We start from the raw sequence: 26,122 nt of genomic DNA, 5'->3' as shown, positions 1-26,122 counted from the left end.
CTAGACAGTGTGATTTATGTTTTTCTTACTGTTGTTGTGGATGTTCAAATCATTTGCCAAAGCGTGCAAGGTGCCCGCGCACGGCTTCCTGTAACTCAGGCAAGATATCGCCGCTGGTACCAGGTAAAGTGTCGGCGTTGCTCGCACTCATACGTAGAGATTGGCGAGCCGCCAGCAGGGGCGCATAACGGGCTTTGCCTTCCATATCTTTGACTTCCATGAAATCGGCTGTTGCTTGATAAATCCGTACGAAGCGGAAGGCGTTCTTGCCCGCGTGATTGGCAGTCGTGCTGTGTACGTCTTGAGCTAATTTAGATGCGCCAGCACCGTTCACTTGCCATTTACCATTCACTTTTTCCATTTCCAATAAAGCGGCTGGATGTCCGTCAGTCAGCACGACAAAATTCCATACACCCGTGCCCAACAGCATTTGTTCAAAGGGACGACCACCTGCCAGCAAGGTTTGGGGATGTGCGCTGAATACCTCGAAACCCAATCCCAGCTTGGCGGTTTTGAGTTCGGACAAATCATTCACATCAAATGGAAAAGCATCGGGCAAGCTGCCAGCTTTTAAATCCTTAGTCAGCTCATTAATCAGACTACGCAAACCTGCTTCTGCCGCGGCGCGTAGACCTGGCGGTTCTTTAGCGGCAGATGCTTGCGCTACTGCCTTGGCATCGTAAGTGGGACGTAATGTCGATTGTGCTGAAGCAGAGTCGGGGGTGGCATAAGCCGCAGTAATCGCGAGTCCTATCAGCACCGTGTTGAATGTATGTTTCATAGTTTCCTTCCATGATGAATATCAAAAAATTCCGAACTTCTACCCGCTAAGAATGAGAATGAATGAAGAAGTCGGAACAGATTTGCAGCCCTGCCTGAGAAAGTGAGCTGCTGAAGTATTAGAGGTGATTTCGTAAAACGCAGAGTGCGCCTTACAGGAAAAAGAACTGTGACGATTTATATGAAGTGCGCTATGCAAGGTCATGCAAGCCAATCATTTGCGAGCTTGTTGGCGGGATAGATGGGCGGATTCGTCAGAAAGTATTGAGAATGCCGAATTAAAATCGCGATTCATTACTATTTCGAGCAGCTATTTTGACTAGAAGCGTGTGAGCGAAGTGAGGTGGATTTGCTACAGATTGAAGATTCATCGTGACTGGCGGCGTACGTTAGTAGACGCTGGATCTGAGGACGTTTTTGACCTTTAACTAAAGGGATTGGAATGGCCGATCATGTAGGTGGAATTGTGAAGATTTTGCGTAGAGTACGCCATACGCACTCTACCGTCACTCATGCAAGCAATTACTTATACTGCGGTCCCGTCAATAAGAATCCACCACCTTGATAAATCGTCGTGATGTCGTCTTTTTCAGGATAGTCAGCACTGTCAGGAAATTTGTGGGCAAATTGGCTGGAGCTGTCTTTTGCTTGGTAGCCGAGGTGACTGGCGAGGCGATTATCCCACCAACTCGCCGCATTGTTGGAGGCACCAAAAGCAATGGTGTGTCCTACCCGTGGCGTGAACAAACAGCAGCGCAGCATTTCGACTAAATCGTCATAGCTGAAATAAGTCACCATCATGCGTTTGTTAATTGGTTCGGGGAAGGAAGAGCCTATGCGCAGACAAACGGTTTCTATGCCAAAACGGTCGTAGTAATAGCGCGATAAATCTTCGCCAAAACACTTGCTGATGCCGTACATACCATCCGGGCGACGCGGATCATTGGCGTCGATATAGTCGGTGGTTTTGTAGAAGCCCACTGTATGATTGGAACTGGCAAATACCACGCGTTTTACGCCCGCCTTGTGTACGGCTTCATAAACATTGTAGGTGCCCTGAATATTGGCCAGCATGATCGCTTCGAAATTATTCTCAGTCGAGATACCACCAAAGTGCAGAACCGCATCAACACCTTCCATTAACGCATGGACAGCGGCTTTATCGGACAGATCGCATTGCACGATTTCTTCAGCTTCTTGCGCGGGGCCCATGTCGCAGATGTCGCTTAATCTAACGATATTCGCCCAAGGCTTAATACGCTCACGCAAAATCCGGCCTAAGCCGCCGGCAGCGCCGGTTAATAGTATGCGATTGAAGGCTTTGTTAGCTGGTGTCGTTGTTGTCATGATGTTTCTCTATACTCTGGAAATAAGCTGGAAATAAGCTGAAAATAGGCTAAAAAATGAGTTTATTGCGTCTGGCGTATCAGGTAATTGGCGCAGGATTGAACAGTACCAAGGCATTATGCAGTTTCCAGTATTCGGCCCAGGTTTTTTTTCCACTCGCCACTTCGAGTAAGAAGTGGAATAACTCCCAACCCAATTCCTCTATTGTCGCTTCGCCACTGGCGATACGACCTGCGTTGATGTCCATCAAGTCATGCCAGCGACGTGCCAGATCATTGCGAGTCGCCACCTTGATCACAGGTACCGCGGCTAAGCCATACGGTGTGCCACGACCAGTGGTGAAAACATGCAGATTCATACCTGCTGCCATTTGCAAAGTACCGCAGATAAAATCGCTGGCCGGTGTGGCGGCGTAGATCAGACCTTTTTGCGTCAATTTTTCACCTGGGGAGAGCACGCCAGTAATCGCACTGCTGCCGGATTTCACTATAGAACCCATGGCCTTTTCTACGATGTTTGACAAGCCGCCTTTTTTATTACCCGGCGTGGTGTTCGCGCTGCGATCTACGCCTCCGCGTTTTAAGTAATTATCGTACCAAGCCATCTCGCGTATCATTGCCTCGGCAATTTCAGGAGTCGCTGCGCGTGAGGTCAATTGATCTATGCCATCGCGTACCTCGGTGACTTCAGAGAACATCACGGTGGCGCCAGCGCGTACTAATAGATCGGTTGCAAAGCCGACTGCCGGATTGGCGGTTACGCCAGAAAATGCATCGCTGCCGCCACATTGCACACCCACGACCAATTCAGACGCAGGGCAGGTTTCGCGCTGTCTTTGATTCAAGCGCGTCAGATGTTTTTCTGCGGTTTGCAGAATCGACGTAATCATGCTTTGAAAGCCGACATGCCCGGCATCCTGCAGGCACACCACATCAGGCTCTGGCTGACTTTGAATTGGGATAGCCGCCTTGGGAAATAAACGTGTCGGTTGTAATTTCTCACAGCCCAGACTAACGACCATGGTTTGACCACCGAAGTTAGGATTCAGACTGATATTACGTACGGTGCGTATCGGAATCATGGCGTCCGGCGCATCAATCGCGACGCCGCAGCCGTAAGTATGTTCGAGTCCGACCACATCATCGACGTTTGGGAACTTCGGTAACAACTCTTCTTTTATACGTTTGACCGCATAGTCCACTACCCCTGCGACGCATTGCACGGTGGTGGTGATCGCCAGAATATTACGGGTGCCAACACTGCCATCGGGATTGCGGAATCCTTGAAATGTATAGCCCTCCAATGCGGGCAAGGCCGCTGCTTTGCGAGTGGCAATCGGGAGGTTTTCGAGCTCGCGGGCAGGTGGCAATTGCACCAAGGCTTCCTGTATCCAAGTGCCGGCTGGTATGTCTTGTTGGGCATAGCCTATGGTGACGTTATAGCGGGTAATTGCAGCGCCTTGGCCGATATCCATCAGTGCGACCTTGTGACCTTGCGGTATTGCTTCTAACAGCGTCAATCCGTCTGCAAATTGGCTGCCTGCAGGCAAACCGCCGTCATTCACGACGATGGCGACATTGTCATGCTCATGCATGCGTATATAGAAGGCGCTCAGGGCGCTTGCTGTCGTTGTCGTATCGCTTGCCATTTGGTTCCTCTCGTTCTGTTTCTTTATTTTTATTTGCCCTTACTTCACCAGTCACTGAACTAGCATCAAGTCACAACCCAATAGTAACTGGACTGACCAGTTTAGCTAAATTGTTTTCGACGCCGATAGATTGACTGCGGGGTCAAAACCTAGCTGGTGTTTTTTCTTTTTACCGCTGCTCTTCAAGCTATCTCAGAGCTATTTCTTGGTGAATTTTCTGGCATTTCAGAAAGAGATGAGTGCTAAGTCACATCAATTTCATCCCTATTTTGGGCTTTTATATGTGGTGAGTATGCCACCAAAAAAATTATTTGGCTAGTCCACATTGCAAAATTGGTCTAACCACATTAGAATGGTCTTACCAAATGCGGCAAATTAGCGACACGCAGCATAAAAAACAATAGAAGGTTTGATGTAGCAATGATTAAAAAAGTCCATTCGACCAGTGAGCATGAGCCGCGACTGTACCGCCTTGTCGCGGATCGCATACTGGCTCTCATACAAGAGGACGGTATCGCTGCGGGTGAGCGCTTGCCATCAGAGCGTGACTTGGCAAGTAAGTTAAAGGTGAGTCGCGCCTCTTTGCGTGAAGCCGTGTTGGCTTTGGAATTAGGTGGTGTGGTGGAGGTGCGTGGTGGTTCCGGCGTGTATATCTGTGAGAAGGACGTGGAGAAAGAACTGCCGGAAGTTGGGCCTGGACCGTTTGAAGTTTTATCTGCACGCAGATTAATTGAGGCAGAGGTAGCCGCGATCGCCGCGCGGGTGGCGACCGATGCCTCCATTGATGCGATTTTGAAAGCCGTATTGGAGATGGAAAAACATCACGAAAACTATGCGAGTAATGAAAACGCAGATCGTGATTTTCATCTGGCGATAGCGCGTGCCACGGGCAATAGTGCTTTGGTCGGCACGATGGAATATTTGTGGAATCAGCGCGGTCGCTTGTGGCATCGCTTAAAAGAGCATTTTCAAACCGAGGAATTGCGTCAGCTCACTTTGACCGATCATCGCAATATCTTGGAAGCGATTGTTGCACATGATCCGGCGGCCGCACGCAGAGCAATGCGTGCGCATCTGGAGCGCGTTACCAGGACTTTTTCTCGTGGTTGAGCTCAATCCTATTTTTTCAGTGAAACTGAGAGGCATGCTCAGGGCAGGGATAACAGAAATTTGCAGTATGAAGTTGAGTAAATTGACCGGTTCAGACCTCGGTTCAGGCATTGCCTGACCCTCGTTGTGACGGCATCGGGTACGCGAGGTATTCCGACCAAGATCTTAGCTCCTGTCGTATGGGGCTTTAATTCAAAAATGAGCAGGAGACAGTAATGCAAACTAGTAAAAAATCTCAGATGAAACAATTGACTTTGTCTGCCATCACAGTGGCCGTCTTAGGTCTGATGCAACAAGCCGCCGCGCAAGAACCCTTACGTGTCGAAGTTACAGGCTCTTCAATCAAGCGCCTGGCCAGTGAAGCCTCATTGCCCATCACGGCAGTATCTGGCGACGAAATGGAAAAACGGGGTATGACTACCTTGGCCGATTTGATGATGGCCTTACCACAGTCAAACTCTTTAGCACCGTCAAATGCGGGTTCGGGTACCAATATCAATTTGCGCGGCTTGGGCGTGAACCGTACTCTGGTGTTATTGAATGGTCGTCGCCTCGCGAATGAAGCGATTGCTGATGGTTACGCCAATCTGGATGTGATACCTATGAGTGCGATTGCACGCGTAGAAATTTTGAATGACGGCGCCTCGTCCATATATGGCTCGGATGCGATTGGCGGCGTGGTTAACTTTATTACTAAGCGCGACTACCAAGGTGCTGCAATTACGGCACAAGCGTTGCAGCCGCAGCGTGATGGTGGCGGTGATGAAAAGCGTTTTAGTTTTATTGCAGGTGCGGGTAATTTGCAAAAAGACGGTTGGAATGTGTATGCCACTTTAGATGGTCTGCGTCGTAGCCGTTTGGCGGCATCGGATCGCGCTGAATTAAATTCGGCGGAATTGTTGACCAGCATCGGTCGTGCGCCTTCTTTGGCTAGTGGTGGTTTTGCTAGTCCTGCGAACTTTACGATTCCTAGTAATAAGAGTTTCGCTGCGGCCAATCCTTATTATGCCTCTGGATGTACTGCGCCTTACTCGATACAAGGTGGTAAAAACACCTGCGTGATTGATAACTCCAATTACAACACCGCGATCTATGGTCGTGAGCAATTAACTTTCTTTGCCAAAGCGACTAAGAAAATCAGTGAAGATCACTTATTCTCGATAGATTATGCGCGTGGTCAGGCTGAAATTTTCGGCACCAAAATTCCTACCACCAGTTTGGCAGCAAACGGTGTAACGGCTTTATTGCCTTCTACCAGCAAGTGGTATCCGGGCGGTAGTGGCGGCGTGCCTGCCGTGACGGGTGTGACGGGTGCACCCTTATTGGTAACTTGGAGTGTCGCCGATGCCGGTATGTATATCACGCGCGACGTGCAAACTAATCAGCGTTTGAATTTCAGCGACGAGGGCGTAATCGGCGGTTGGGACTATAAAGCCGGCTTAGTGATTGGTATAAGTGATCGCGTTGGCTACTTGCATTCAGGTGCATTGGATGGCCCGAAATTATTGGCAGGAATTACCGCCGGCACCTTAAATCCTTTCGGTTTACAAGATGCGACAGGTAAAGCTTACCTGGAGAGCATTTCTTTGAATGGTCAGAAATTACGTATCTCCCAAAGTACATTTACTGGCATTGAATTCACAATGAATAAGCCTATCATGAAGTTGTCGGCTGGCGATGTTGGCCTGGCGATCGGGGGTGATTTTCATCGTGATACAACAGAGGACGTGAAGACGGATGTCGGCCTGGTAGCTACCTATGCAGCATCGTCTCCCTCACGTGGTCAGGGCGCACGCAATGTGGCTGCCTTGTTTGCTGAATTGGATATTCCTGTCAGTAAAGAATTGAATGTCAATTTGGCGGTACGTGACGATCATTTTAGTGATTTCGGCAATACGATTAATCCTAAGGCGAGTTTCCGTTATCAACCAAATTCTAAGATCATGTTCCGTGGTTCTGCCAACACCGGTTTCCGTGCGCCGACTTTGTTTGATCGCTATGGCTACCGTCTGCCGGGTGCGACGACGACTACTGCATCTGCCTGGGACGATCCTGTGCAATGTCCAAGTGCCACACCAGCGATTGCCAATACAGGTAAGCCTTTACCAGGTTTGGTGGCAGCCACAGTCTGTAACGTCAAGTTGCCACGACAAACCGGTAGTAATGCCGAGTTGACGCCAGAAACTTCAGTCGGTGGCACACTCGGTGTTGTGCTCGAACCTATGAAGAATTTGACGATGTCGTTTGACTACTGGCGCGTTAATATGGATAACATGCTGGCGAACTTGCCCGAGCAAGCTTACTTCATGAATCCAACTCGTTATGCTGATTTGTTCGTGCGGGATGCAACAGGCAAACTGCTCTACATCAAAAATACGACGATGAATTTGGGTGGGCAAAAAGCGGCAGGTATCGACGTCGCGACTAACTATACTTTCCCGACTTCAGATTTGGGTACATTCAAAGTGCAATTGAACGGCACTTACCTGACTCAGTTTGATAATCAGTTGGAAAAAGGTGGTGAGTTTGTTTCCAATATCGGCCGCTTTGGTCTCGCTAGCAATGGTACGACCAGCAGCTTGCCAATTATCACTTTCCGTTGGAAGCATAACCTCGCATTGTCATGGTCTAAAGGCGATTGGAATACCCAATTGACGCAGAACTACAATACTGGTTACCACGATCAAAATTTGGTTGCGGCACAATACTATCGTGATATCAAACCTTACACCGTGTATAACTTCACGATGACTTATAAGGGCTTTAAACATATCGCGATTGTGGTCGGTGTCAACAATCTGTTTGACGTCAATCCACCAGTCACCAATCACAGTGGTTACAACGGCTATTTGAGTAGTGCGGCTAGTCCTTTGGGGCGTGCGTTTAATACACGTATTACTTATACGTTCTAAGCGCGATATTGTTCAGAGCTGATGAACCTGTATCAAAATTCACACCGCTAATATTCCCTCTCCCGCAAGCGGGAGAGGGCTAGGGTGAGGGTGGTTCAGTTTCTGCGAAGTTTTGTAGGGCGGGTGTAACCCGCGCTGCTCAGGTGCTCGATGACTTGGCGGCGCGGGTTGCACCCGCCCTACAATGTGACACCCCTATTTAGTTTCAGAAAATAAGTGAAATGCCATGAATAAGTTGTCTCTTACCCGTATTTTGACTTACGTCTTTCTTTTCCTTAGTGCTTCGATCTTATGTCCACAAAACGCCCATGCCGAAAGCCACAAAGTACGGGTGATCTTGGTCGGTGACTCGACCATGGCGACTAAGAGCGGTTATGGCGATGCATTGTGCCAGCGCTTTCAGCCTAAGGTAGAGTGTATCAATCTGGCGCGGGGCGGTCGCAGCTCCGGCAGCTTTCGAGCCGAAGGTTTGTGGAACCAGGTGCAAGAACTGTTAGGCCAAGCGGATAGCGCGACGACGACAAGCTATGTGTTGATTCAATTTGGACACAATGATCAGCCTGGTAAACCGGGACGTTCCACCGATCTGGTAACAGAATTCCCCGTCAATTTGGCGCGTTACGTCGCTGAAGTGAAAGCTTTGAACGGTGTTCCCGTTCTGGTGACGCCACTGACACGTCGTAGTTTTAAAGAAGGCGTGCTAGAAAATAATTTGAAACCTTGGGCCGACGCAACAGAAAAAGTCGCGCGTGAAACCAAGACGATTTTGCTGCCCTTGAATGCGGAAAGTCATGCCGCCGTGCAGGCGATGGGTGAGGCCGAAGCGGATACTTTGGCCGTTGCGCCACCGCCACCTAAGGTCGATGCAAGCACAACAGACCTCGCCAAATTAGAACCACAAGGTGCGGCCAAATCCGCATTTGACCGTACTCATGTCGGCCTCAAAGGGGCGGCTTTTTTTGCCAATATGGTGGAGCAAGAATTGAAGCAGCAAGTGCCAGCAATTCGTTCTGCATTTAAAACGGAAGGCGCGCAATGAAAATTTTAGCTAATCATTCCCTACATTCACTATTTGCCAGCGCGGTATTCATAGCTTTAGGCGTACTCGCTACACCTGCTTTGGCACAAGACAGTCGCCAGGTCAGTGAGCCACGCATTCCTGCTGTCTGCACTATTTTGACCGCCAGCCATACCCAAGCAGAACATAGCAAAGCACTCGATGCGCAACGTATTCAGGCTGCATTGGATAGCTGCCCACCAGGCCAAGCGGTGCAACTTGCTGCGAATAATGAGAAAGATAGTTTTCAATCGGGTCCTCTGCGTATTCCTAGTGGCGTCAGTTTATTGGTCGATCGCGATGCAATTTTGTATGCAAGCAACGATGCAGCGCTTTACGATAAAGGGTCTCAGACTTGCGGCGTGAATGCGGAAAAAGGGCGCACCTGCAAACCATTTATCACAATAGAAAATGCACGCGGCAGTGGCATATACGGGAGCGGTGTGATTGATGGTCAGGGTGGTCAAACGGTGGTCGGCAAAACCGAAAGTTGGTGGCAGATGGCACGGCGCGCGCAGAAGGAAAAGAACGAACATAATGTGCCGCGTTTCATCGAAGTGATTCGGTCTGAAGACATCACGTTTTATCAAATTACTTTACGCAATTCGCCGAACTTTCATCTGACTTTAAATCGTGTCGATGGTTTTACTGCTTGGGCTGTGAAGATTGATACACCTTCGGATGCCAGAAACACGGATGGTATTGATCCTATCTCCTCACGCAATATCACGATCGCGCATAGCTACATCCGGACAGGCGACGATAACATCGCAATCAAAGGCGGTAATAATGGGCCGACTGAAAATGTATCGGTCTTGCATAATCATTTCTACAGTGGTCATGGTATGTCGATAGGCAGTGAAACCAATAGCGGCGTGCGTCGCATTTTGGTCAAAGATTTGAGCCTGGATGGCACGACTTCGGGCTTACGAATTAAGAGCGATGTGTCACGCGGTGGTGTGGTGGAACAAGTACGTTATGAAGATGTCTGCATACGCAATAGCAAACGCCCAATTGATCTTGATACGCGCTACGACAAGAACGCGGTTGGCGATAAAATTCCTCAGTATCGCGATATTGTGTTCGAACGTGTCAGTAGTTTGACGCCGGGACAAATCATCGTTCGTGGCTACGATGCCGCCCATCCATTGGCAATTCAGTTCAAACAAGTAGCGCTAGCGGCGCAGTCGCCACAGACACTGCAATTTGCCAATATCGAGATTGATCAGCAAATTAGCAAAGTCGCAGAAGCCGCGAGCGAATTGCGCTGGACAGCGCCAGCGTCTGCTGATTGTCAGGCTAAATTTGTCGCCTTCCCAGCGATTGCCCCTGTGAATTTCAGACCGCAGCTAAGTGCGGAGCAAGCAAACTACTACTCTATCGAACAAGCGCTGCGCACTACTGGTGCCGCGGGCAAAGAAGTCATTGATCCTTGGAATCCTTTAAGCGACGACCTAGTCAATAAGACAAATCTGCCTGTCGATTATGTGGTTGATGCCAACGCACCCGCTGATGGACAAACCCGCTTTGCCACAGTGCAGGCAGCGATCAATCGAGCTTTACTCGACGGACGAAAATTAGTCGCAGAAAAATCAACGAAGCCGCGCTTATACATCTTAGTGAAACCGGGTACTTATCAGGAACTGATGTACGTGCCAGAGACGGCTTTGCCTATCACGCTGTATTCGAATGAAACTGACGCGCGTAAAACCAAGATATCTGCCAGCGTTCACGCCGCTTTGTTAGGCAGCGTCTATACCGAGCGATTTGCTGCGCAGTTTGAAAAAGTTGATAGTGCGATTCAAGCCATGTATCTATCATTAAAAGACCGGTCTGTGGTCGGCACTAGTGGTACGGGAATTGCCTGGATTAAAGGCGATGGTTTTCAGGCCAAAAACATCACATTTGAAAATGCCTATAACAAAGACAAAGTGGATTTGAAGGCGGAATGCCCTAATACCAGTTGTGGTACGACCGCTGGCACAGCGCCTGTCGTGGTAGTGCAGCATCAGGCAGTCGCTTTGATGCTGGACGGGGCTGATAAAGTACAGTTTGAAAATATCCGTGTGCACGGTTTTCAAGACAGCTTATTTTTAAAATCAAGAGCGATTGCGCATACCTCGCGTAGTTTTTTTCATCGTTCCTATGTAGAAGGGAATGTAGACTTTATCTTTGGCGACACCACCGCCTATTTTTATCGTTCAGAAATTAAATCCTTGGGTGATCGCAGCACTTCCTATGTCACTGCGCCAAATACCAATGTGAAGACACCGTATGGTTTTGTGTTCAATGAATGTAACTTCACGCACGATGGTAGCGTCAATGCATTAGCTGGAAAATTTTATCTGGGACGGCAATGGTTTCATACCCAAAAATGTACGCCTTATGCGGGCATTAATGTACCCCGTTATCGCTGTAGCTTGGCCGAGATGGATGGCTATCAAGCACCGCATGGCACCATCTCCAAAAATGTTTTAGAGACTGTGGGTAAGTCGGTTATTTTGAATTCGAAAATTGGCGCGCATATCCAGAAGCAGCATCCTTGGGCCGATTGGAATCGAAAAAGCGTGCTGGCATTTCGACCCGTGCAGTTTACGATCGCCGACTACTGGCGCAATTTGATTGAGGTCGGCATCGATCCAGTCAAGCAACTTGGCTATAGCTCGCCAGAGCAACTGGCGACGGCTAGTGCGGCTATCTTTCTGGCTGAATTTAATAACACGCAAGAGTGATTTACATAGAGATCACTAGGGCCTAGTACGTATTCATTTCGGAAAAATTTGAGACGAAAGAAATTCCATGTCAGGTACAAAAAATTGGCACGATACGATGATGAATCCTAATCCACAGCGTCGTCGCTTTTTACGCTTGTCTTCACTGGCGACTTTGGGTGCTGTCACTAGCACGAGCACGAGCTTGGGAATGCAAACCGCTGGTGCTGAGACTTTGGCAGCAACCGATCCCTGGACAGCTGCGCAAACCATCATTGATCGATTTGCACAGCCTTTAAAGTTTCGCGAAGAAGATTTTATGATTACGCAATTCGGAGCCAAGACTTGTGAATTAAGTTCGGTACCGGGCTGGGTCTCATTTGAAGAGCAGACATCCTTGCCTAGTCCTAAACTAGCTTCCTTCGATAACTATCCGGCGATAGCTGCGGCGATCGTGGCTTGTCATCAAGCGGGTGGTGGCCGTGTAGTGATTCCAAAGGGCGATTGGTATTGTGCCGGTCCTATCGTATTGCTATCGAATGTGCATGTACATTTACAGGCGGGCGCCCACATTTTCTTTAGCAATCAACCCGATGATTACGCTAAATATGGTGCTGTTGACTGTGCTGCCAACGGTCGTTTGGTCATCTCGCGCTGGCAGAGTAATGACTGTTTGAATTATTCACCTTTGGTGTATGCCTTCGGCCAAACTAATATCGCCTTAACGGGCGAGGACAGTACCAGTATCTTAAACGGCCAGGGTGGCATACCTTTTAATGAGGCCGGTGACTGCTGGTGGACCTGGAAAGGGAAACAACGCACGATCAACTCTATCGGTCAGGGCACAACGCCTAATTTCAAAGCTGGAAAAATGTCAGAAAATACGGTCAATCCGCTCAACGCGCAAACCTTACAAGACATTACGGCGATCGCGAACGACGATGTCGCGTTGATACAAGGCGAAGCAGATCGTTGGCGTGCTGATGCCGCTTACTTACCCGCCTTATCAGAAGCGAACGTGCCCTTACCGAAGCGAGTCTTTGGTAAAGGCCATTACTTACGCCCGCCTATGATACAACTCATAGGCTGCGACAAGGTTTTACTGCAAGGCTATCAAGTGAAGGACTCACCATTTTGGGTCCATCATCCGGTGAATTGCCGCGATTTGATGATTAATAAAGTGCTGGTGAAGAGCCATGGCCCGAATAGCGATGGCTTTGATCCGGAAGCTTGTAATTACGTGTTGGTCGAGTCCTGTACCTTTGATTCCGGTGACGATTGTATCGCCATTAAAGCGGGCAAAAACCGTGATACCCAATACGGTCCTTCACAAAACATCGTGATTCAAAATTGCACCATGCAGAGTGGTCATGGCGCAGTGACTCTGGGCAGTGAGATGGCGGGTGGTATACAAAACGTCTATGCGCAAAATCTCTTGTTTGAGAATATCAATTGGGCGACGAATCCGCTTAATACCGCGATACGGTTGAAAACCAATATGAACCGTGGCGGCTTTTTACGCCATTTTTATGTGCGGAATATCTCGATACCGAATGGCGTGCAGACTAGCCCCTCATTCTATGCCACTTTGCCTGGCTCGCCGATCGCTTCGCGCACCGTGGCGACGGCGGCAGGCGCCGTAGTGACTTTCGATTGTGATTACGCCCCGGTAGCGGACAATGTACGGACTCGCCCTCCGGAGGTGAGTAATGTACATATATCCAATGTGAAAGTCGGCAATGTCAAATCGAAGACGGGACAGCATTCCTGTTATCAGGCGATTGTGATTTTGGGGCCGGTGGCGTCTGACTACAACGGTAGTTTGCCTGCACCTAAAATTTTGCCAGTAAGCAGTGTGACGATAGAAAACTGTGATTTCGGCACCACTGTCAATCGCGAGCAGCCTGTGTATTTACACAACGTGCAGGGTTTGCGCTTGAAGAATGTGAAGATTAATGGCGAAGTGTTGAATCAAGTATTGGACGCGCGGTCTTAGTGGTAAAAAAGGCGAGCTAAGGCTAGTTCGACTGTATGCTAAGATCAGAGATTGTCATTTAAGCTACGTTGGCAAAAAAAAATTTGGACAAAAATTGCCATTGGGGTATTGTTGAAATCTAGAAATTAAAAATTCCAAGATTCAGCGCAATGTCAGCCTATTCTCCTAAAGAAAGTTGCATACTCATTATCGATGACGATATCAATTTGATTCGCATGTTGAGTCAGATATTGAAGGATTTTGGGCGTATTTTATTTGCGAGCAGCGGTGAGCGTGGCTTGGAAATAGCGCGCGAGCAAAAACCTGATTTGATCTTGCTCGATGTTGCCATGACACCGATGGATGGCTATGAAGTGTGTCGTCGCTTAAAGAGCGATGAAGCCACTAGTGGCGGCGCAATTATCTTTGTGACTGCCAATGTCGGCATGGAAGTTGAAATAGCCTGTCTCGATGCAGGCGCGGTCGATTTCCTGGCGAAGCCGCTCAATCCGCCTGTGGTGCAAGCCCGGGTTCGTACGCATCTGCGCTTGAAACAAAATTCTGCAGCCCTGGAATCCCTGGCACGGCATGATGCAATGACGGGGCTCTATAACCGTGGCTATTTCAACAGCGCTATAGAATCAGAATATCGACGCCTGCAAAGACACCAACTTCCCTTAGGCATCGCTCTGGTCGATATTGACTACTTCAAAAATTACAACGACACCTATGGTCATATTGGCGGTGATGCGGCGCTTAGTGCCGTCGCCCAAACCTTAGAATTAGCGACCAAGCGCCCCGGCGAGCTGGTGGCTCGATATGGGGGAGAAGAGTTTGTGGTGCTTTTGCCGCAAGTTGATGAGCCTATCTTGCGGCAATATGGTCAGATGCTATGCGACAAAGTATTCGCGCTGCAGATTCCTCATGCGGCTTCAGCCTGCTCGCACTATCTGACGATCAGCGTGGGCCTTTCCCTGGTCGTACCAAGGAATGATTTTTCTCCGGAAGCTTTGTTGGAGCAAGCGGATCGCGCACTGTATCAGGCAAAGCGGAATGGCAGAAATCAGTATCAATTCCTTGTGTAAAATGAATTGCCCGCAGTAGCTCTAATTCGTGGTTCAGCAGTGATGTAACAATCTTGTATCGTAGATCATGTTGTGATTATTCAGAAGGCGAAGATGGCGCATAGCATTCCCAAGAATAACTTCTTTTATACGCAAATTTTGTTGATAGGACTGGCGTATTTTGTTCTGGCACTGATCTCGATTTATTTTTCTAGAGGTGCTGGAACGGTCGCCCATTTTTGGTATCCGAATGCGATCGGTATCATGTTTCTCGTGCAGTTCGACAAGAAGAGCAGGTGGTCATTGGCCGCCGCGCTTGCTATAGCCAATTTTGGTGCGAATTGGATGTCTGGCAGTTCATGGTGGCTGTCCATCGCCTTCGTATTGCCGAATGCGATAGAAATGTTGGTGGCAACTTGGTTTGCTACACAGCAAAACATTGCTAAAGTATTTGATCAATCACCCAAAAAAATGCTGCGTTTTGTGCTCAGCGTTTGCCTGCTTCCGAGTAGCTTGGGCGCGTTGATGGGAGCGAGTATCCTGGGCTTTTTTGGCTTCGCCCAATTCTTGCAGGTATTGCCCATGTGGTTCGTCAGTTCTTCGGTGGGCACACTTTCTTTACTGCCTTTTTTATTGGTGCTTAAGCGCAGCAAAGAAACGAGTAATTTTCAGTTCATTGCGAAACGTTCGCCTTTTTTCTATGCGTTTGTAGTGTGTGCGGTCAGTTATATTTCCTTGCACTATTTACCGTTTCCTTTTATTTATCTGGTGATTCCCTTGATATTCGCTGCGGTTGATAGCGATTTCAAAACGGTGACTATGGTCGTTTTTTTGCAGTCACTGGTGATCGGTATGATGATGCATATCGGTGCGTTCGAACCGCCTCTCAAGGCGGAAAGTGGATTGGGTTTTCTGAACTATCTTCCTATCTTGGTGACTTTCGTACCGGTACTTATTCTGGCGGCGAGTATGAATTTATTTCGTATTCAGGACCAACAAAAGCGCGAAATTGAACAGGAGTTGCAACGTAAACACAAGGAAATTCAGACTATCGTTGACAATGTACCAGCCCTGATAGGGTGCTGGGATACGAATTTGAGGAATCGTTTTGCCAATCGTGTGTATCTCGACTATTTCGGATGGCAGCCAGAAGAAATTCTTGGTAAGCATATCAAAGACATAGTCGGAGATACTTTATATGAGCAAAATTTGCCCTACATGAGCGCGGCCCTGCGCGGTGAGTCTCAAATGTTTGAACGCAGCATTATCGATTCCCACGGTGTGGTTAGAGAGAGCCTGGCATCGTATGTGCCTAGTTATCGTGATGGTGTGATTGATGGCGTATATGCCATCGTTAGTGACATCACCGATATAAAGTCGGCGCAACGGGCTGAACTTGTAGCGCAGGCCAAATTGCAATCGGTGATAGATTCGGCGACGGAGTTTTCGATTATTGCCACAGACTTGAACGGCATCATCAGCCTGTTTAGCAAAGGCGCAGAAAAAATGCTCGGATATTCAGGCACGGAATTTCTGGGTAAAGAATCGCCTGCGCGACTGCATGTGCGAGAAGAGGTGGAGTTACGTGGCAAAGAGTTGAGCGCAGAGTTGAAACGGGAGATCGCAGGTTTTGAAGTTTTCGTGGCGAAAGCGAAGCAAGGTATTTACGAGACACGTGAATGGACTTATGTACACAAGTCAGGGAAAAAAATCCCAGTACGTCTGGTCGTGACCGCCATCCTTGATACGCAAAAAAATATCACCGGTTATCTCGGCATTGCGCACGATATTTCGGACGAAAAAGAATTGCAGCGTCTCTTGATCACAGCGAAAGAAAGTGCCGAGCAAATGAGTAAGGCCAAGAGTGATTTTGTCGCGAACATGAGCCATGAAATCAGAACGCCTATGAATGCCGTGCTCGGTATGTCGCAATTGCTGGCCGCAACCAGCTTAAGTTCTGAACAACGCAAGTATCTGGAAATGATCAAAATCTCTGGTCAGTCTTTGATGGGGATTTTGAACGATGTCTTAGATTTTTCTAAGATAGAGGCGAACCGCCTTGAGTTGTCTAACAACGAGTTTCTGTTGGATGATATCTTGGGCGCACTGGCCAGTATGATGGCGGTGTCGGTCGCTGATAAGGATATAGAAGTAGCGATAGGTGTGGATGTGGGCGTCCCTAAGCGCTTGCTTGGTGATCAATTACGCCTGCAACAAATTCTGACAAATCTGACCGGGAATGCCTTGAAATTTACCAAACAAGGTGAGGTTTCACTATTTGTCGATATCGCGCCCGACGAGATGGCTGACGGGGCGCCTGATGGATCGCCTGATGGATCTATTCATATGCTGGAAGGCGCGCCTGAAGGGGTGTCTGGCGAGGTGGCGAATGCCAAGGCGGTTAAGCTCAGGTTTAGCGTACGCGATACCGGTATAGGCATGGATGAGGCACAGTTGCAAAGGCTATTTCAGCCTTTTTCGCAGGCCGATGCAACCACGACCAGACAATATGGTGGAACTGGATTGGGTTTGTCGATTTCAAAAAGTATATTGAATCTGATGGGCGGCCAGATAGCTGTGCATAGTCATTTGGGACAGGGTAGCGAATTTCAAATTGTGGTTCCTTTGACGGCTTTAACCGGCGAAGTGTTAGAACCGATACCAGAGAATAGAAAACCTCTGCATCTCTTGGTGGTTGACGATAATTCCACAAGTAATAACTATATTTGTCGAACCGTCAGCTCTTGGAATTGGGAAGCGGAATCGGCCAGCAATGGTCAACAGGCGCTCGATATCGTCAGTGCAAAGCTGGCTAAGGGGCAGCATTTTGATGCCATTATTGTTGACTGGCAGATGCCTATGATGGATGGCTTGGTCACGATAAAAATGTTACGCGACATGCTTCCCAAAGGCAAAACGCCTCTGGTCATTATGGTGAGCGCGTTTAGCCGCGACCGTATGCTGCAAGAGCAGGCATCAGAATATGCTGATGCGATTTTGATGAAGCCGATCACGGGCTCTAGTGTGTTTGATACGGTACACGAAGCGATTATGTTGTGCTCTGGGGTGGAAATGATGCCCCGTTATAGCAAAGCAGTTTTGACGCGCGCGAATCAAATTCAAGGCGCGCATTTACTCTTGGTGGAAGATAATCCTTTCAATCAAATCGTCGCCAAAGGCTTTTTGGAACAAGGTGGTGCGACGGTTGAAGTGATGGAAAATGGCTATTTAGCGGTGGAACATTTACGTGTCCATGCAGACAAATATCATGCAGTCTTAATGGATGTGCAGATGCCTATCATGGACGGGATTAGTGCCACGCGCATGATACGTAATGAGCTGCATTTGCAGATACCGATTATCGCGATGACGGCGGGGGTGATGTATTCGGAACGTGATCGCTGCCTGCAGTCAGGTATGAATGATTTCATCGCCAAACCCATCGATGTGGAGCAAATGTTTGCAGCGATTATCAAATATCTGCCACCAGGATTATGTGCAGCCAAAGAGACAGCCAGTTCGATTAAACAAGGCGCCTCGGCAGCAGCCCCCGCCAGCTCTGAATCTGAGATTTTTAACCCCCGCTCTTTAGAAATGTTGGCCGCAGCGGATCCCAAGAGTTTGCAGAAAATCTTATCGTCTATCAGCGCAGTAATCGAAAGGGCGAGTTCACAGATGTTGCAGGTCAGGACCGCGGTAGAAGAGCACAGATTAGAGGATGCAGCCAGACTATTGCATACCATGCGCGGATCTATAGGTACGCTGGGCGCTAAAGCGTTTGCGGTTTTAAGTTTGAAAGCAGAAAATGAAATTCGCGATGGCGATGGAAAAAATGTCGCGAGCTTGCTGGCAAGCGTAGAACAAGAATTACAAAAAACCATCAATGCGGCTCACATTTGGCTGGAGCAAAAACAGATCGGCGATACCTTGCAATTTGCCGCTGCAGTGTCTGATCAAGAAGCACAAACATTGCTGCAACAACTAAGGCAAGATCTGCGCCAAAACAACATTGCCGCTGGGGATGTGTTTGTCGCCTTAAAGGAATACCTGAGCCAGCACATGTCAGCCGAAAACATCAAGCGCTTAGAGCAGCATATTAATAATTTGGACTTCAAGCACGCTGAATTGATTTTGGAGAGCTTGGACTCTTAGATCTGGGCTATTCACATCAATCGCGATCCTCAAGCCGAGATCTAAAATGGTGATGCATCTGACTATTCGATCATGAAATTTGAAAAATCGGCATAGTTATTTTGATGATTTGTAGTAGCGGGTGTGGTGCTGAAAAGACCAATTTTGGCGCCCACCCAGCGCCCTTGTGTTGCCACGAAAGGCGCGCCTATTTCTGAGAAGTCTTTAGCATTTTCTCTGTAATAAAACTGCGTGATACCACCAGCTCGCATACTGAATTTGAGATGTAATTCTGAGGTGCTTATAGGTATTTGATTGAAGATTTTTTCATGACATTTGCCTGCGCCTGTGCAGGTCAGGTAAAGCAATTCATATTTGCCTTGATGCTGCTGCAAACCTACCCAAGCATAGTTCAGGCCATACAAAATCAAACCAGCTCGATCTCCGTCTGTGTTCGTGTTTAAACTCAATTTGACACTGACGCTCAACTCTGGTGCGGGTATTTTTTGCAAAATGATCGCTGGATAATCGATCAGGGTATGCTTCTCAATCAGTGTTTGCGGATATAAACGTAAATGATTTTTGTGTGCTGATAGTGAATACCATTCCGCTTTCCAATTAGCATTCCATTGCCATTGCAATCCAAGTTCAGATCGCGAAAAGTTATCTGACTCTGCAGGAGTCGCTAGGGATACTTTGCTGCTAATCGCTTTGCCCAAAGGTTTTTGCCATTCAGCGACCGGTTCACCTATGCCTGTTTTGCTATTCTTTACACCCATGACAGGCCAGTCATTTTCCCAAACCATAGCTTGCAAATGCACGATGCGGCCATAAGCGCGTTTATCTTGAAAATGGTAGAACCAGTCGCTACCATCTTGTGCCGTCACCCAGGCGCCTTGATGCGGTCCGTTGGTGTTGCTACTACCTTGTGCCAAAACAATTTTTTCTTCATAGGGGCCAAGAATATTTTTGGCGCGGAATACAGTTTGCCAACCATGCTCCACCCCGCCAGCTGGCGCGAAAACGTAATACCAGCCATTGCGTTTATAGAATTTGGGCCCCTCTAAAGTGGTGTAGCCCGCTAATTTGTTGCCATCAATGACCACGCCCTTGTCATCTATGATTTGGCGCGCGTCCTTAGTCATGCTTTTCAAATTTAATTGATTATTAAAGCCGGCCCGACTTTTTGCCCAGGCATGCAGCAACCAGGCTTTGCCATCGTCGTCCCACAAAGGGGTAGGATCGATCAAGCCTTTTCCTGCGATCAGCAAGTGCGGCGTGCTCCACGGGCCGGTAAAATCTTTGGCGGTCATGACATAGATGCCAACATCCGGATCAGGATAAAAAATCCAAAATTGGCCATCATGGAAACGCAGACTCGGCGCCCATACACCTTTGCCGTGTTGTGGTGTGCTGAACATTTCTGCTGGAACCAGATTCGGGAGCGCATGGCCGACAAGCGACCAGTGAATCATATCGGATGACTGCAATAGGGGCAGGCCAGGTGCGCTGTTAAAACTGGAGGCCGTCATGTAGTACTGATCTCCAACCCGGATGACATCGGGATCAGAATAATCGGCATGGATGACGGGATTACGATAGCGACCATTTCCAAGATCAGGTTCCCAGACGGTTCCCTGATTGCTTGGCTTAGCAGCGCTTGTGGTTTTGCTAGCGGTTTGTGCGGATACGCTGAGGGCGGGCAGCAATAAAGAAACTAACAGGCAAGCGAGTGCTTTATCCATCATCATTTTGGGATATCCTTTTTATAAAATTTGGAATCAAATTAGTGCTGACTGCAACTGCGAGAGCTCAGCCACTAAGCGCCAAAAGGAGTCTCTGCAAATCCTTGCACTCCCGGACGTAGTAGTACCGTCGCACCCGCCCAAACGTCATCGTCAGCCTGGCCAGCCGCGATTGACGCCACCATTAAGGTATCCATATTGGTACCGCCGAAGCAGCACATAGTCGGTTTTGTCATCGGTACTGCAATGTGCCGATCAAGCTTGCCTTCAGGTGTGAAACGTAAAATTCGTCCCGCATCGTTGCCGCAAATCCAGTAGCAACCATCCACATCAATTGCCGCACCATCAGGGCGACCGGGATAGTTTTTCATATCGACAAACAGGCGTTGATTGTGTGGCGTGCCAGTCTCGGTGTCGTAGTCAAACGCCCATATCAATTGGCTGTTGGGGTGAGAGTCTGATAAATACATGGTGCGTCCATCGGGTGACCATGCGAGCCCATTTTGTACCAATAAGTTTGATACCACCGGCGCCGAAATGCCTTGCTCCTTGGAATAGCGGAACAGGTGGCCAGCAGCACGTGCTTCGCTCATATCGATCAGCATGGTGCCGCTCCAAAAACGGCCCTGACGATCGCAGCGCCCATCGTTAAAACGCATACCTGGTTTCAACTCCGCTGGCGCTGCCAGACGTGTGGCGCTTACTTTAGCTGGTGCTTCCAGCACAATATCAAAGATGCCGCTCTCCATGCCCGCGATAAATTCAAGTCGCTGTCCAGCATTTTGCTTAGGCGTGATGCAGCCTATCATCTCCGCCGTCTGCCAACTTTGCACATGGTTTCCAGCTTCATCGGCACGCCAAATGGTTTTGGCGATGATATCAACCCAAAACCAGGCCTGGTGGCTGGCGAGCCAGACTGGGCTCTCGCCAACGCCACAACGGATATTGATGGATGAATTACCGACACGCGCTACATCGACAGTATCTACAGTGTTTAACATGAATTTTCTGGGCTGGGCTGCACTTCGTTGATAAACATACTGGTCGTGATTTTATAAGTCACTAATGACTTTGTATTTCGGTACCAAGGTTTTCATGACAGCCCAAGCGACCAAATAAGCGAGGGCGCAAATGGCGAACATAATGGTGTAACCCGTTTGCAATTGAGCTTGCGCACCATAGTAGTCAAACAACCAGCCACCCAGTTTCGTAATCAAAACACCACCGAGACCGCCTGCCATACCGCCGATACCTACGACAGAAGCCACCGCTTTTTTCGGAAACATATCCGATACCGTCGTAAAAATATTGGCAGACCATGCTTGATGTGCTGAGGCGCCGATACCGATCAAAATAACAGGTACCCAAAAACTCAGGTAGCCTAAAGGCTGTGCTAACAATACCACCAGCGGCACCACCGCAATCATCAACATGGCTTTCATACGACCATCATACGGTGCGTCACCACGATTGATAAAATAAGTCGGTAACCAGCCGCCACCGATACTACCGACCATGGTCATGCTATACAAAACCGCCAATGGAAAAACAAAATCGGTGGTTTTCATTCCGTATTGTGCCGCCAGATATTTGGGCAACCAAAACAAGAAGAACCACCACACACCATCCGTCATAAACTTACCAAAGGCAAAAGCCCAAGTTTGACGATAAGCGAGCAATTGAAACCAAGAGAATTTTTTGCCTTCGTCATTGGTGTTTTCGATCACGCCATCGCGTACCTGATCGTGATTGATGTAGGCTAACTCTTCCGCAGTCAAACGTTTTTGTTGTTCAGGTTTGTCATAAAAAACCAGCCACGCACCCAGCCACAAAAAGCCTATGGCGCCGATAATAATAAAGGTGGCTTGCCAACCCCAGGCCGATGCAATCATAGGCACGGTGATAGGTGCTAGTACGGCACCGATGTTGGCACCCGAGTTAAAAATGCCAGTAGCGAAAGAGCGTTCTTTCTTAGGGAAATATTCTGCAGTCGCTTTGATCGCAGCTGGAAAATTACCAGCTTCGCCTAAGGCTAGCACGGCGCGAGAGATCATAAAGCCAGCGATAGAAACGGGCACTGCAGCCAATCCCAGCGTCGTAAATATAGTATTTATAGCGCTGCCAAATGCAACGGCAAACGCATGCATCATGGCACCGATAGACCAAATAGTAATCGCCAGTACGAAAGCTTTTTTCGTACCAATTTTGTCGATAAAGCGCCCGGCAAACAGCATGGAAATCGCATAGACAAATTGGAATGCCGCCGTAATATTGGCGTAATCGCTATTGGTCCAACCGAATTCTTTACTCAGATCGGGGGCGAGTAAGCTCAGTACTTGCCTATCTAAGTAATTGATGGTGGTAGCAAAGAACAATAGGGCACAAATCGTCCATCGGTATTTTCCTATCCCTTGCGCATTGGCGTGTAAGGGCACTTCTACATTGGTAACTTGTGCTTTCGCTGATGATGACATTTCTTGTCTCCGGTTTTATTTTTTGTGAGCTTGCTATGAGTCGTGCGAAGCAAAAAAATAGCGCTGACAAGATCGTGTCAGCGCTAGTCTTTATTTATCCAGGCAGTTTCAGTTCCCCATCGATCACACGTGGGATGCCTAAAGGATTGCTGGTTTGCAGACTGATAGGTAATAGCTCAGCGGGCACTTCCTGATAGCAAACCGGACGCAAGAAACGATCAATGGCTGAAGCACCCACCGAGGTAGAACGACTATCCGAAGTGGATGGGAAAGGACCACCATGTACCATTGCATGCGCAACTTCCACACCTGTAGGGAAGCCGTTAAATAGAATACGTCCGGCTTTGCGTTCCAATATCGTCAATAACTTGCCAGCTGCCGCATAGTCTGCGGCATTGGCATGGACTGTCGCTGTCAGTTGACCTTCTAAGTGTTCAGCAATGGCCAGTACTTCCGTCTGATCAGCGCAGACGATGAGCAAAGAAGAAGGGCCAAATACTTCATCGTGCAAAGCGCTGGTTGATAAAAATTGTTGCGCACTACATTGCACAAGATTGGCGCGTGCAGCACAAGCACTGCCTGTGCTTTCCTGCCCCCGCGCTAAAGTTTTAATGCCATCAATCTCATGCAAACGACTGACGCCGTTGCTGTAGGCTTGATGTATGCCTGGCGTTAGCATGGTCGCAGCAGGTTTGCCTTCAACTGCCGTCGATGCCGCTTGTATAAAGCTTTGCAGGGCAGGGCTGTCTACTGCGATGACCATACCAGGATTGGTACAGAACTGACCTGCACCTAGTGTCAAAGAATCCACAAAAGCCTGAGCAATGCCAGCGGCTTTCTCGGACAAAATACCAGGCAACAAGAACACAGGATTAATACTACTCATCTCTGCATAAACAGGAATAGGCTCAGGGCGTTGTGCCGCAGTGCGAACCAGCGCCATGCCGCCTTGGCGTGAACCTGTAAAACCAACGGCTTTAATCGCCGGATGCGATACCAAGCTCTGACCAATTTGGCGACCATCGCCTATCACCATAGAAAAAACGCCTTCTGGCAAACCTGCGTCACGTACCGCTTTTTGAATCGCCGTCGCCACTAATTCTGACGTGCCGAGATGAGCACTATGCGCTTTGACCACTACCGGGCAACCCGCTGCCAAGGCTGATGCGGTATCACCACCCGCCACAGAAAACGCTAAAGGAAAATTGCTGGCGCCAAAGACGGCAACCGGGCCCAAACCAATTTTGCGCAAGCGCAAATCAGGGCGTGGCGGCGCGCGTTCTGGCAAAGCAGAATCTAGCGTCGCAGACAAATAACGACCATCACGTACCACTTTTGCAAACAAGCGCAATTGGTTCATAGTACGACCGCGTTCACCTTCCAGACGTGCTACTGGCAGGCCAGTTTCTAAGGTGGCGCGTTCGATCAGGCTACTACCTAATTCCAAAATATTGTCCGCAATTTTTTCCAAAAACGAAGCACGTTGTTCTGGGCTGGTTTCCCTAAAAATGTCAAAGGCTGCGCTAGCTAACTGACAGGCTCGTTCAATGTCCGCATTGGTAGCGAGACCAAATGCGGGTTCGAATTCGTTATTGGTGGCGGGATTAATCGCTTTGACCGAACCAGCACTACCAAAAACTGTTTGCTGACCGATGATCATGCTTCCTGTGATTTGCATTGATTACTCCTGATAAAACCTATGAGCTTGTTTAAAATGTGGCGAAAACGGGCGAGCCCGTTTTCTGTGTTTTTTACTTTGTGCCTAAGCGTGACGACACAGTCCTCAGTTGCTTATTGCGCGCCTTGTGCACGAATTAATTTCAACAGCATCTCATCTTCTTCCGCCGTCAAGTCAGTTAAAGGAGCGCGTACCGGACCACCGCTATGACCGACCAAGCGTGCACCGGCTTTCACGATACTCACAGAGTAACCTGCTTTGCGATTGCGAATCTCTAAGTACGGCAGGAAGAATTCATCGATCAGACGATTGGTCGTCGCGAAGTCATCAGCCGCTGTTGCGTGATAAAAATCCATCGCTAATTTTGGCACGAAATTAAATACCGCAGAAGAATACACTGGTGTGCCTATCGCTTTATACGCACCAGCAAAAATCTCTGCTGTTGGCAGACCGCCGAGATAGCTAAAACGGTCGCCCATGCGACGCCAGATTGACACCATCAATTCGATGTCACCGATACCATCTTTAAAACCGATCAAATTCGGGCAACGCGCTGCCAACTTTTCCAAAGAATCTGGTGTCAAACGGCAGTTAGCTCGGTTGTACACTACCACGCCAATATTGACGGATTTGCAGACTTCAGCAACATGCTCGATCAAGCCATCTTGGCTGGCCTCAGTCAGATAATGCGGCAACAACAACAAACCCTGAGCGCCCAAACGCTGCGCATCTTGAGCTAATGCAACTGCGGTACGGGTAGGACCACCCACGCCCGCCAAAATTGGTACTTTGCCACGACAAGTATCGACCGCAGTACGAATCACGTCGCTGTATTCACCAGGCGTCAAAGAAAAGAATTCACCGGTACCACCCGCCGCAAACAAAGCACTAGCACCATATGGCGCCAACCATTCCAAACGCTCAGCATAAGTATCAGCACGGAAATCACCATTCTCATCGAAGTCGGTGATAGGGAAGGATAAGAGTCCAGACGAGAGGATTTGTTTAAGTTCTTGCGGGTGCATAGTGTCTCCAGGAATAAAGGCAGGAAATTGGGTGGAATTGGAAAAAATCATGGGCTTAGATTTAAGTGATACGTCATCGTACAACTTAAAATTGGTTTTTGCAAAGGGTTTTTGGTTTTTTATTTGATGAGGCGGATTTCGTTGATCTTAATGAAACTTTTTGTCAGAACAAGTTAGCAAGCAAAGATTTGTTTGAATCCTGTGTGGTGTTGCTCCTTCCCCTTCGCCTTCGAGGGGAAGGTTGGGATGGGGATGGGGTATTGCCGCGTGATGTCCCTGGACGTAGGGTGGGCACGGGTTTTGTGCCCACGCGTTATTTGTATTTTTTTGGGTTGGCTTTTTCTTGTCGTATGGCGGAGTGTTTTGTTGATTTTTGAGTCTGTAGGTCGGGGTGGCCCGACAGCCAGTTACCTTTTTTGCTTCGCCAAAAAAGGTAACCCAAAAAAGGCGACCACGCTGCCACTG

Annotated in this window: 16 protein-coding genes; 7 read left to right on the top strand and 9 right to left on the bottom strand. The window is 48.5% G+C overall.

Features of this window, described 5'->3' with window-relative positions; all coding sequences use genetic code 11:
- Positions 1–49: 49 nt before the first annotated feature.
- The 3 genes from AC1RR2_RS16880 to garD all read right to left on the bottom strand — a co-directional run bounded on the left by AC1RR2_RS16880 (position 50) and on the right by garD (position 3,775).
- Positions 50–781: a hypothetical protein gene (locus tag AC1RR2_RS16880; protein ID WP_493223441.1), complete on the bottom strand. Its 732-nt coding sequence runs from the start codon at positions 779–781 to the stop codon at positions 50–52.
- Between the two features lie 521 nt (positions 782–1,302).
- Complete coding sequence (locus AC1RR2_RS16875) at positions 1,303–2,127, bottom strand: NAD-dependent epimerase/dehydratase family protein (protein WP_493223440.1); 825 nt, start codon at positions 2,125–2,127, stop codon at positions 1,303–1,305.
- 79 nt (positions 2,128–2,206) lie between these two features.
- Positions 2,207–3,775 carry a galactarate dehydratase gene (gene garD / locus AC1RR2_RS16870; protein ID WP_493223439.1) on the bottom strand — a complete coding sequence of 523 codons (1,569 nt, stop codon included), beginning with the start codon at positions 3,773–3,775 and terminating at the stop codon, positions 2,207–2,209.
- Positions 3,776–4,195: 420 nt separating this feature from the next.
- On the opposite strand from garD, the gene AC1RR2_RS16865 reads away from it, so the two are divergent.
- The 7 genes from AC1RR2_RS16865 to AC1RR2_RS16835 all read left to right on the top strand — a co-directional run bounded on the left by AC1RR2_RS16865 (position 4,196) and on the right by AC1RR2_RS16835 (position 18,756).
- A complete protein-coding gene (locus tag AC1RR2_RS16865; RefSeq protein WP_493223438.1) occupies positions 4,196–4,885 on the top strand; it encodes a FadR/GntR family transcriptional regulator in 690 nt (229 codons plus the stop codon).
- A gap of 215 nt (positions 4,886–5,100) precedes the next feature.
- The gene (locus AC1RR2_RS16860) at positions 5,101–7,797 is read left to right on the top strand and encodes a TonB-dependent receptor plug domain-containing protein (protein WP_493223437.1); all 2,697 of its coding nucleotides are present in this window, start codon (positions 5,101–5,103) and stop codon (positions 7,795–7,797) included.
- Between the two features lie 226 nt (positions 7,798–8,023).
- Complete coding sequence (locus AC1RR2_RS16855; protein ID WP_493223436.1) at positions 8,024–8,836, top strand: rhamnogalacturonan acetylesterase; 813 nt, start codon at positions 8,024–8,026, stop codon at positions 8,834–8,836.
- The gene (locus AC1RR2_RS16850; protein WP_493223435.1) at positions 8,833–11,586 is read left to right on the top strand and encodes a pectinesterase family protein; all 2,754 of its coding nucleotides are present in this window, start codon (positions 8,833–8,835) and stop codon (positions 11,584–11,586) included. Before AC1RR2_RS16855 ends, AC1RR2_RS16850 begins: the two co-directional genes overlap by 4 nt.
- Before the next feature lie 67 nt (positions 11,587–11,653).
- Positions 11,654–13,561 carry a glycoside hydrolase family 28 protein gene (locus AC1RR2_RS16845; protein ID WP_493223434.1) on the top strand — a complete coding sequence of 636 codons (1,908 nt, stop codon included), beginning with the start codon at positions 11,654–11,656 and terminating at the stop codon, positions 13,559–13,561.
- 149 nt (positions 13,562–13,710) lie between these two features.
- Positions 13,711–14,625 carry a diguanylate cyclase domain-containing protein gene (locus tag AC1RR2_RS16840; protein WP_493223433.1) on the top strand — a complete coding sequence of 305 codons (915 nt, stop codon included), beginning with the start codon at positions 13,711–13,713 and terminating at the stop codon, positions 14,623–14,625.
- A 93-nt stretch (positions 14,626–14,718) separates the two neighbouring features.
- Complete coding sequence (locus AC1RR2_RS16835) at positions 14,719–18,756, top strand: response regulator (RefSeq protein WP_493223432.1); 4,038 nt, start codon at positions 14,719–14,721, stop codon at positions 18,754–18,756.
- Between the two features lie 62 nt (positions 18,757–18,818).
- On the opposite strand, the gene AC1RR2_RS16830 is transcribed toward AC1RR2_RS16835, so the two are convergent.
- The 6 genes from AC1RR2_RS16830 to AC1RR2_RS16805 all read right to left on the bottom strand — a co-directional run.
- Positions 18,819–20,486 (bottom strand): glycoside hydrolase family 43 protein, encoded by a 1,668-nt coding sequence (locus AC1RR2_RS16830; RefSeq protein ID WP_493223431.1) that lies wholly within the window; start codon positions 20,484–20,486, stop codon positions 18,819–18,821.
- A gap of 68 nt (positions 20,487–20,554) precedes the next feature.
- The gene (locus AC1RR2_RS16825) at positions 20,555–21,481 is read right to left on the bottom strand and encodes an SMP-30/gluconolactonase/LRE family protein (protein WP_493223430.1); all 927 of its coding nucleotides are present in this window, start codon (positions 21,479–21,481) and stop codon (positions 20,555–20,557) included.
- 51 nt (positions 21,482–21,532) lie between these two features.
- Positions 21,533–22,954, bottom strand: a complete 1,422-nt coding sequence (locus tag AC1RR2_RS16820) for an MFS transporter (RefSeq protein ID WP_493223429.1) — start codon at positions 22,952–22,954, stop codon at positions 21,533–21,535.
- A 94-nt stretch (positions 22,955–23,048) separates the two neighbouring features.
- The gene (locus tag AC1RR2_RS16815) at positions 23,049–24,632 is read right to left on the bottom strand and encodes an aldehyde dehydrogenase (NADP(+)) (protein WP_493223428.1); all 1,584 of its coding nucleotides are present in this window, start codon (positions 24,630–24,632) and stop codon (positions 23,049–23,051) included.
- Positions 24,633–24,745: 113 nt separating this feature from the next.
- A complete protein-coding gene (gene kdgD / locus AC1RR2_RS16810; protein WP_493223427.1) occupies positions 24,746–25,657 on the bottom strand; it encodes a 5-dehydro-4-deoxyglucarate dehydratase in 912 nt (303 codons plus the stop codon).
- Positions 25,658–25,804: 147 nt separating this feature from the next.
- A partial coding sequence (locus tag AC1RR2_RS16805) for a hypothetical protein (protein WP_493223426.1) occupies positions 25,805–26,122 on the bottom strand: 318 nt, incomplete at its 5' end.

The sequence above is a fragment of the Undibacterium sp. GW821-FHT11H02 genome (assembly GCF_058808015.1).
This window is presented reverse-complemented; position numbering and strand designations above follow the sequence as displayed.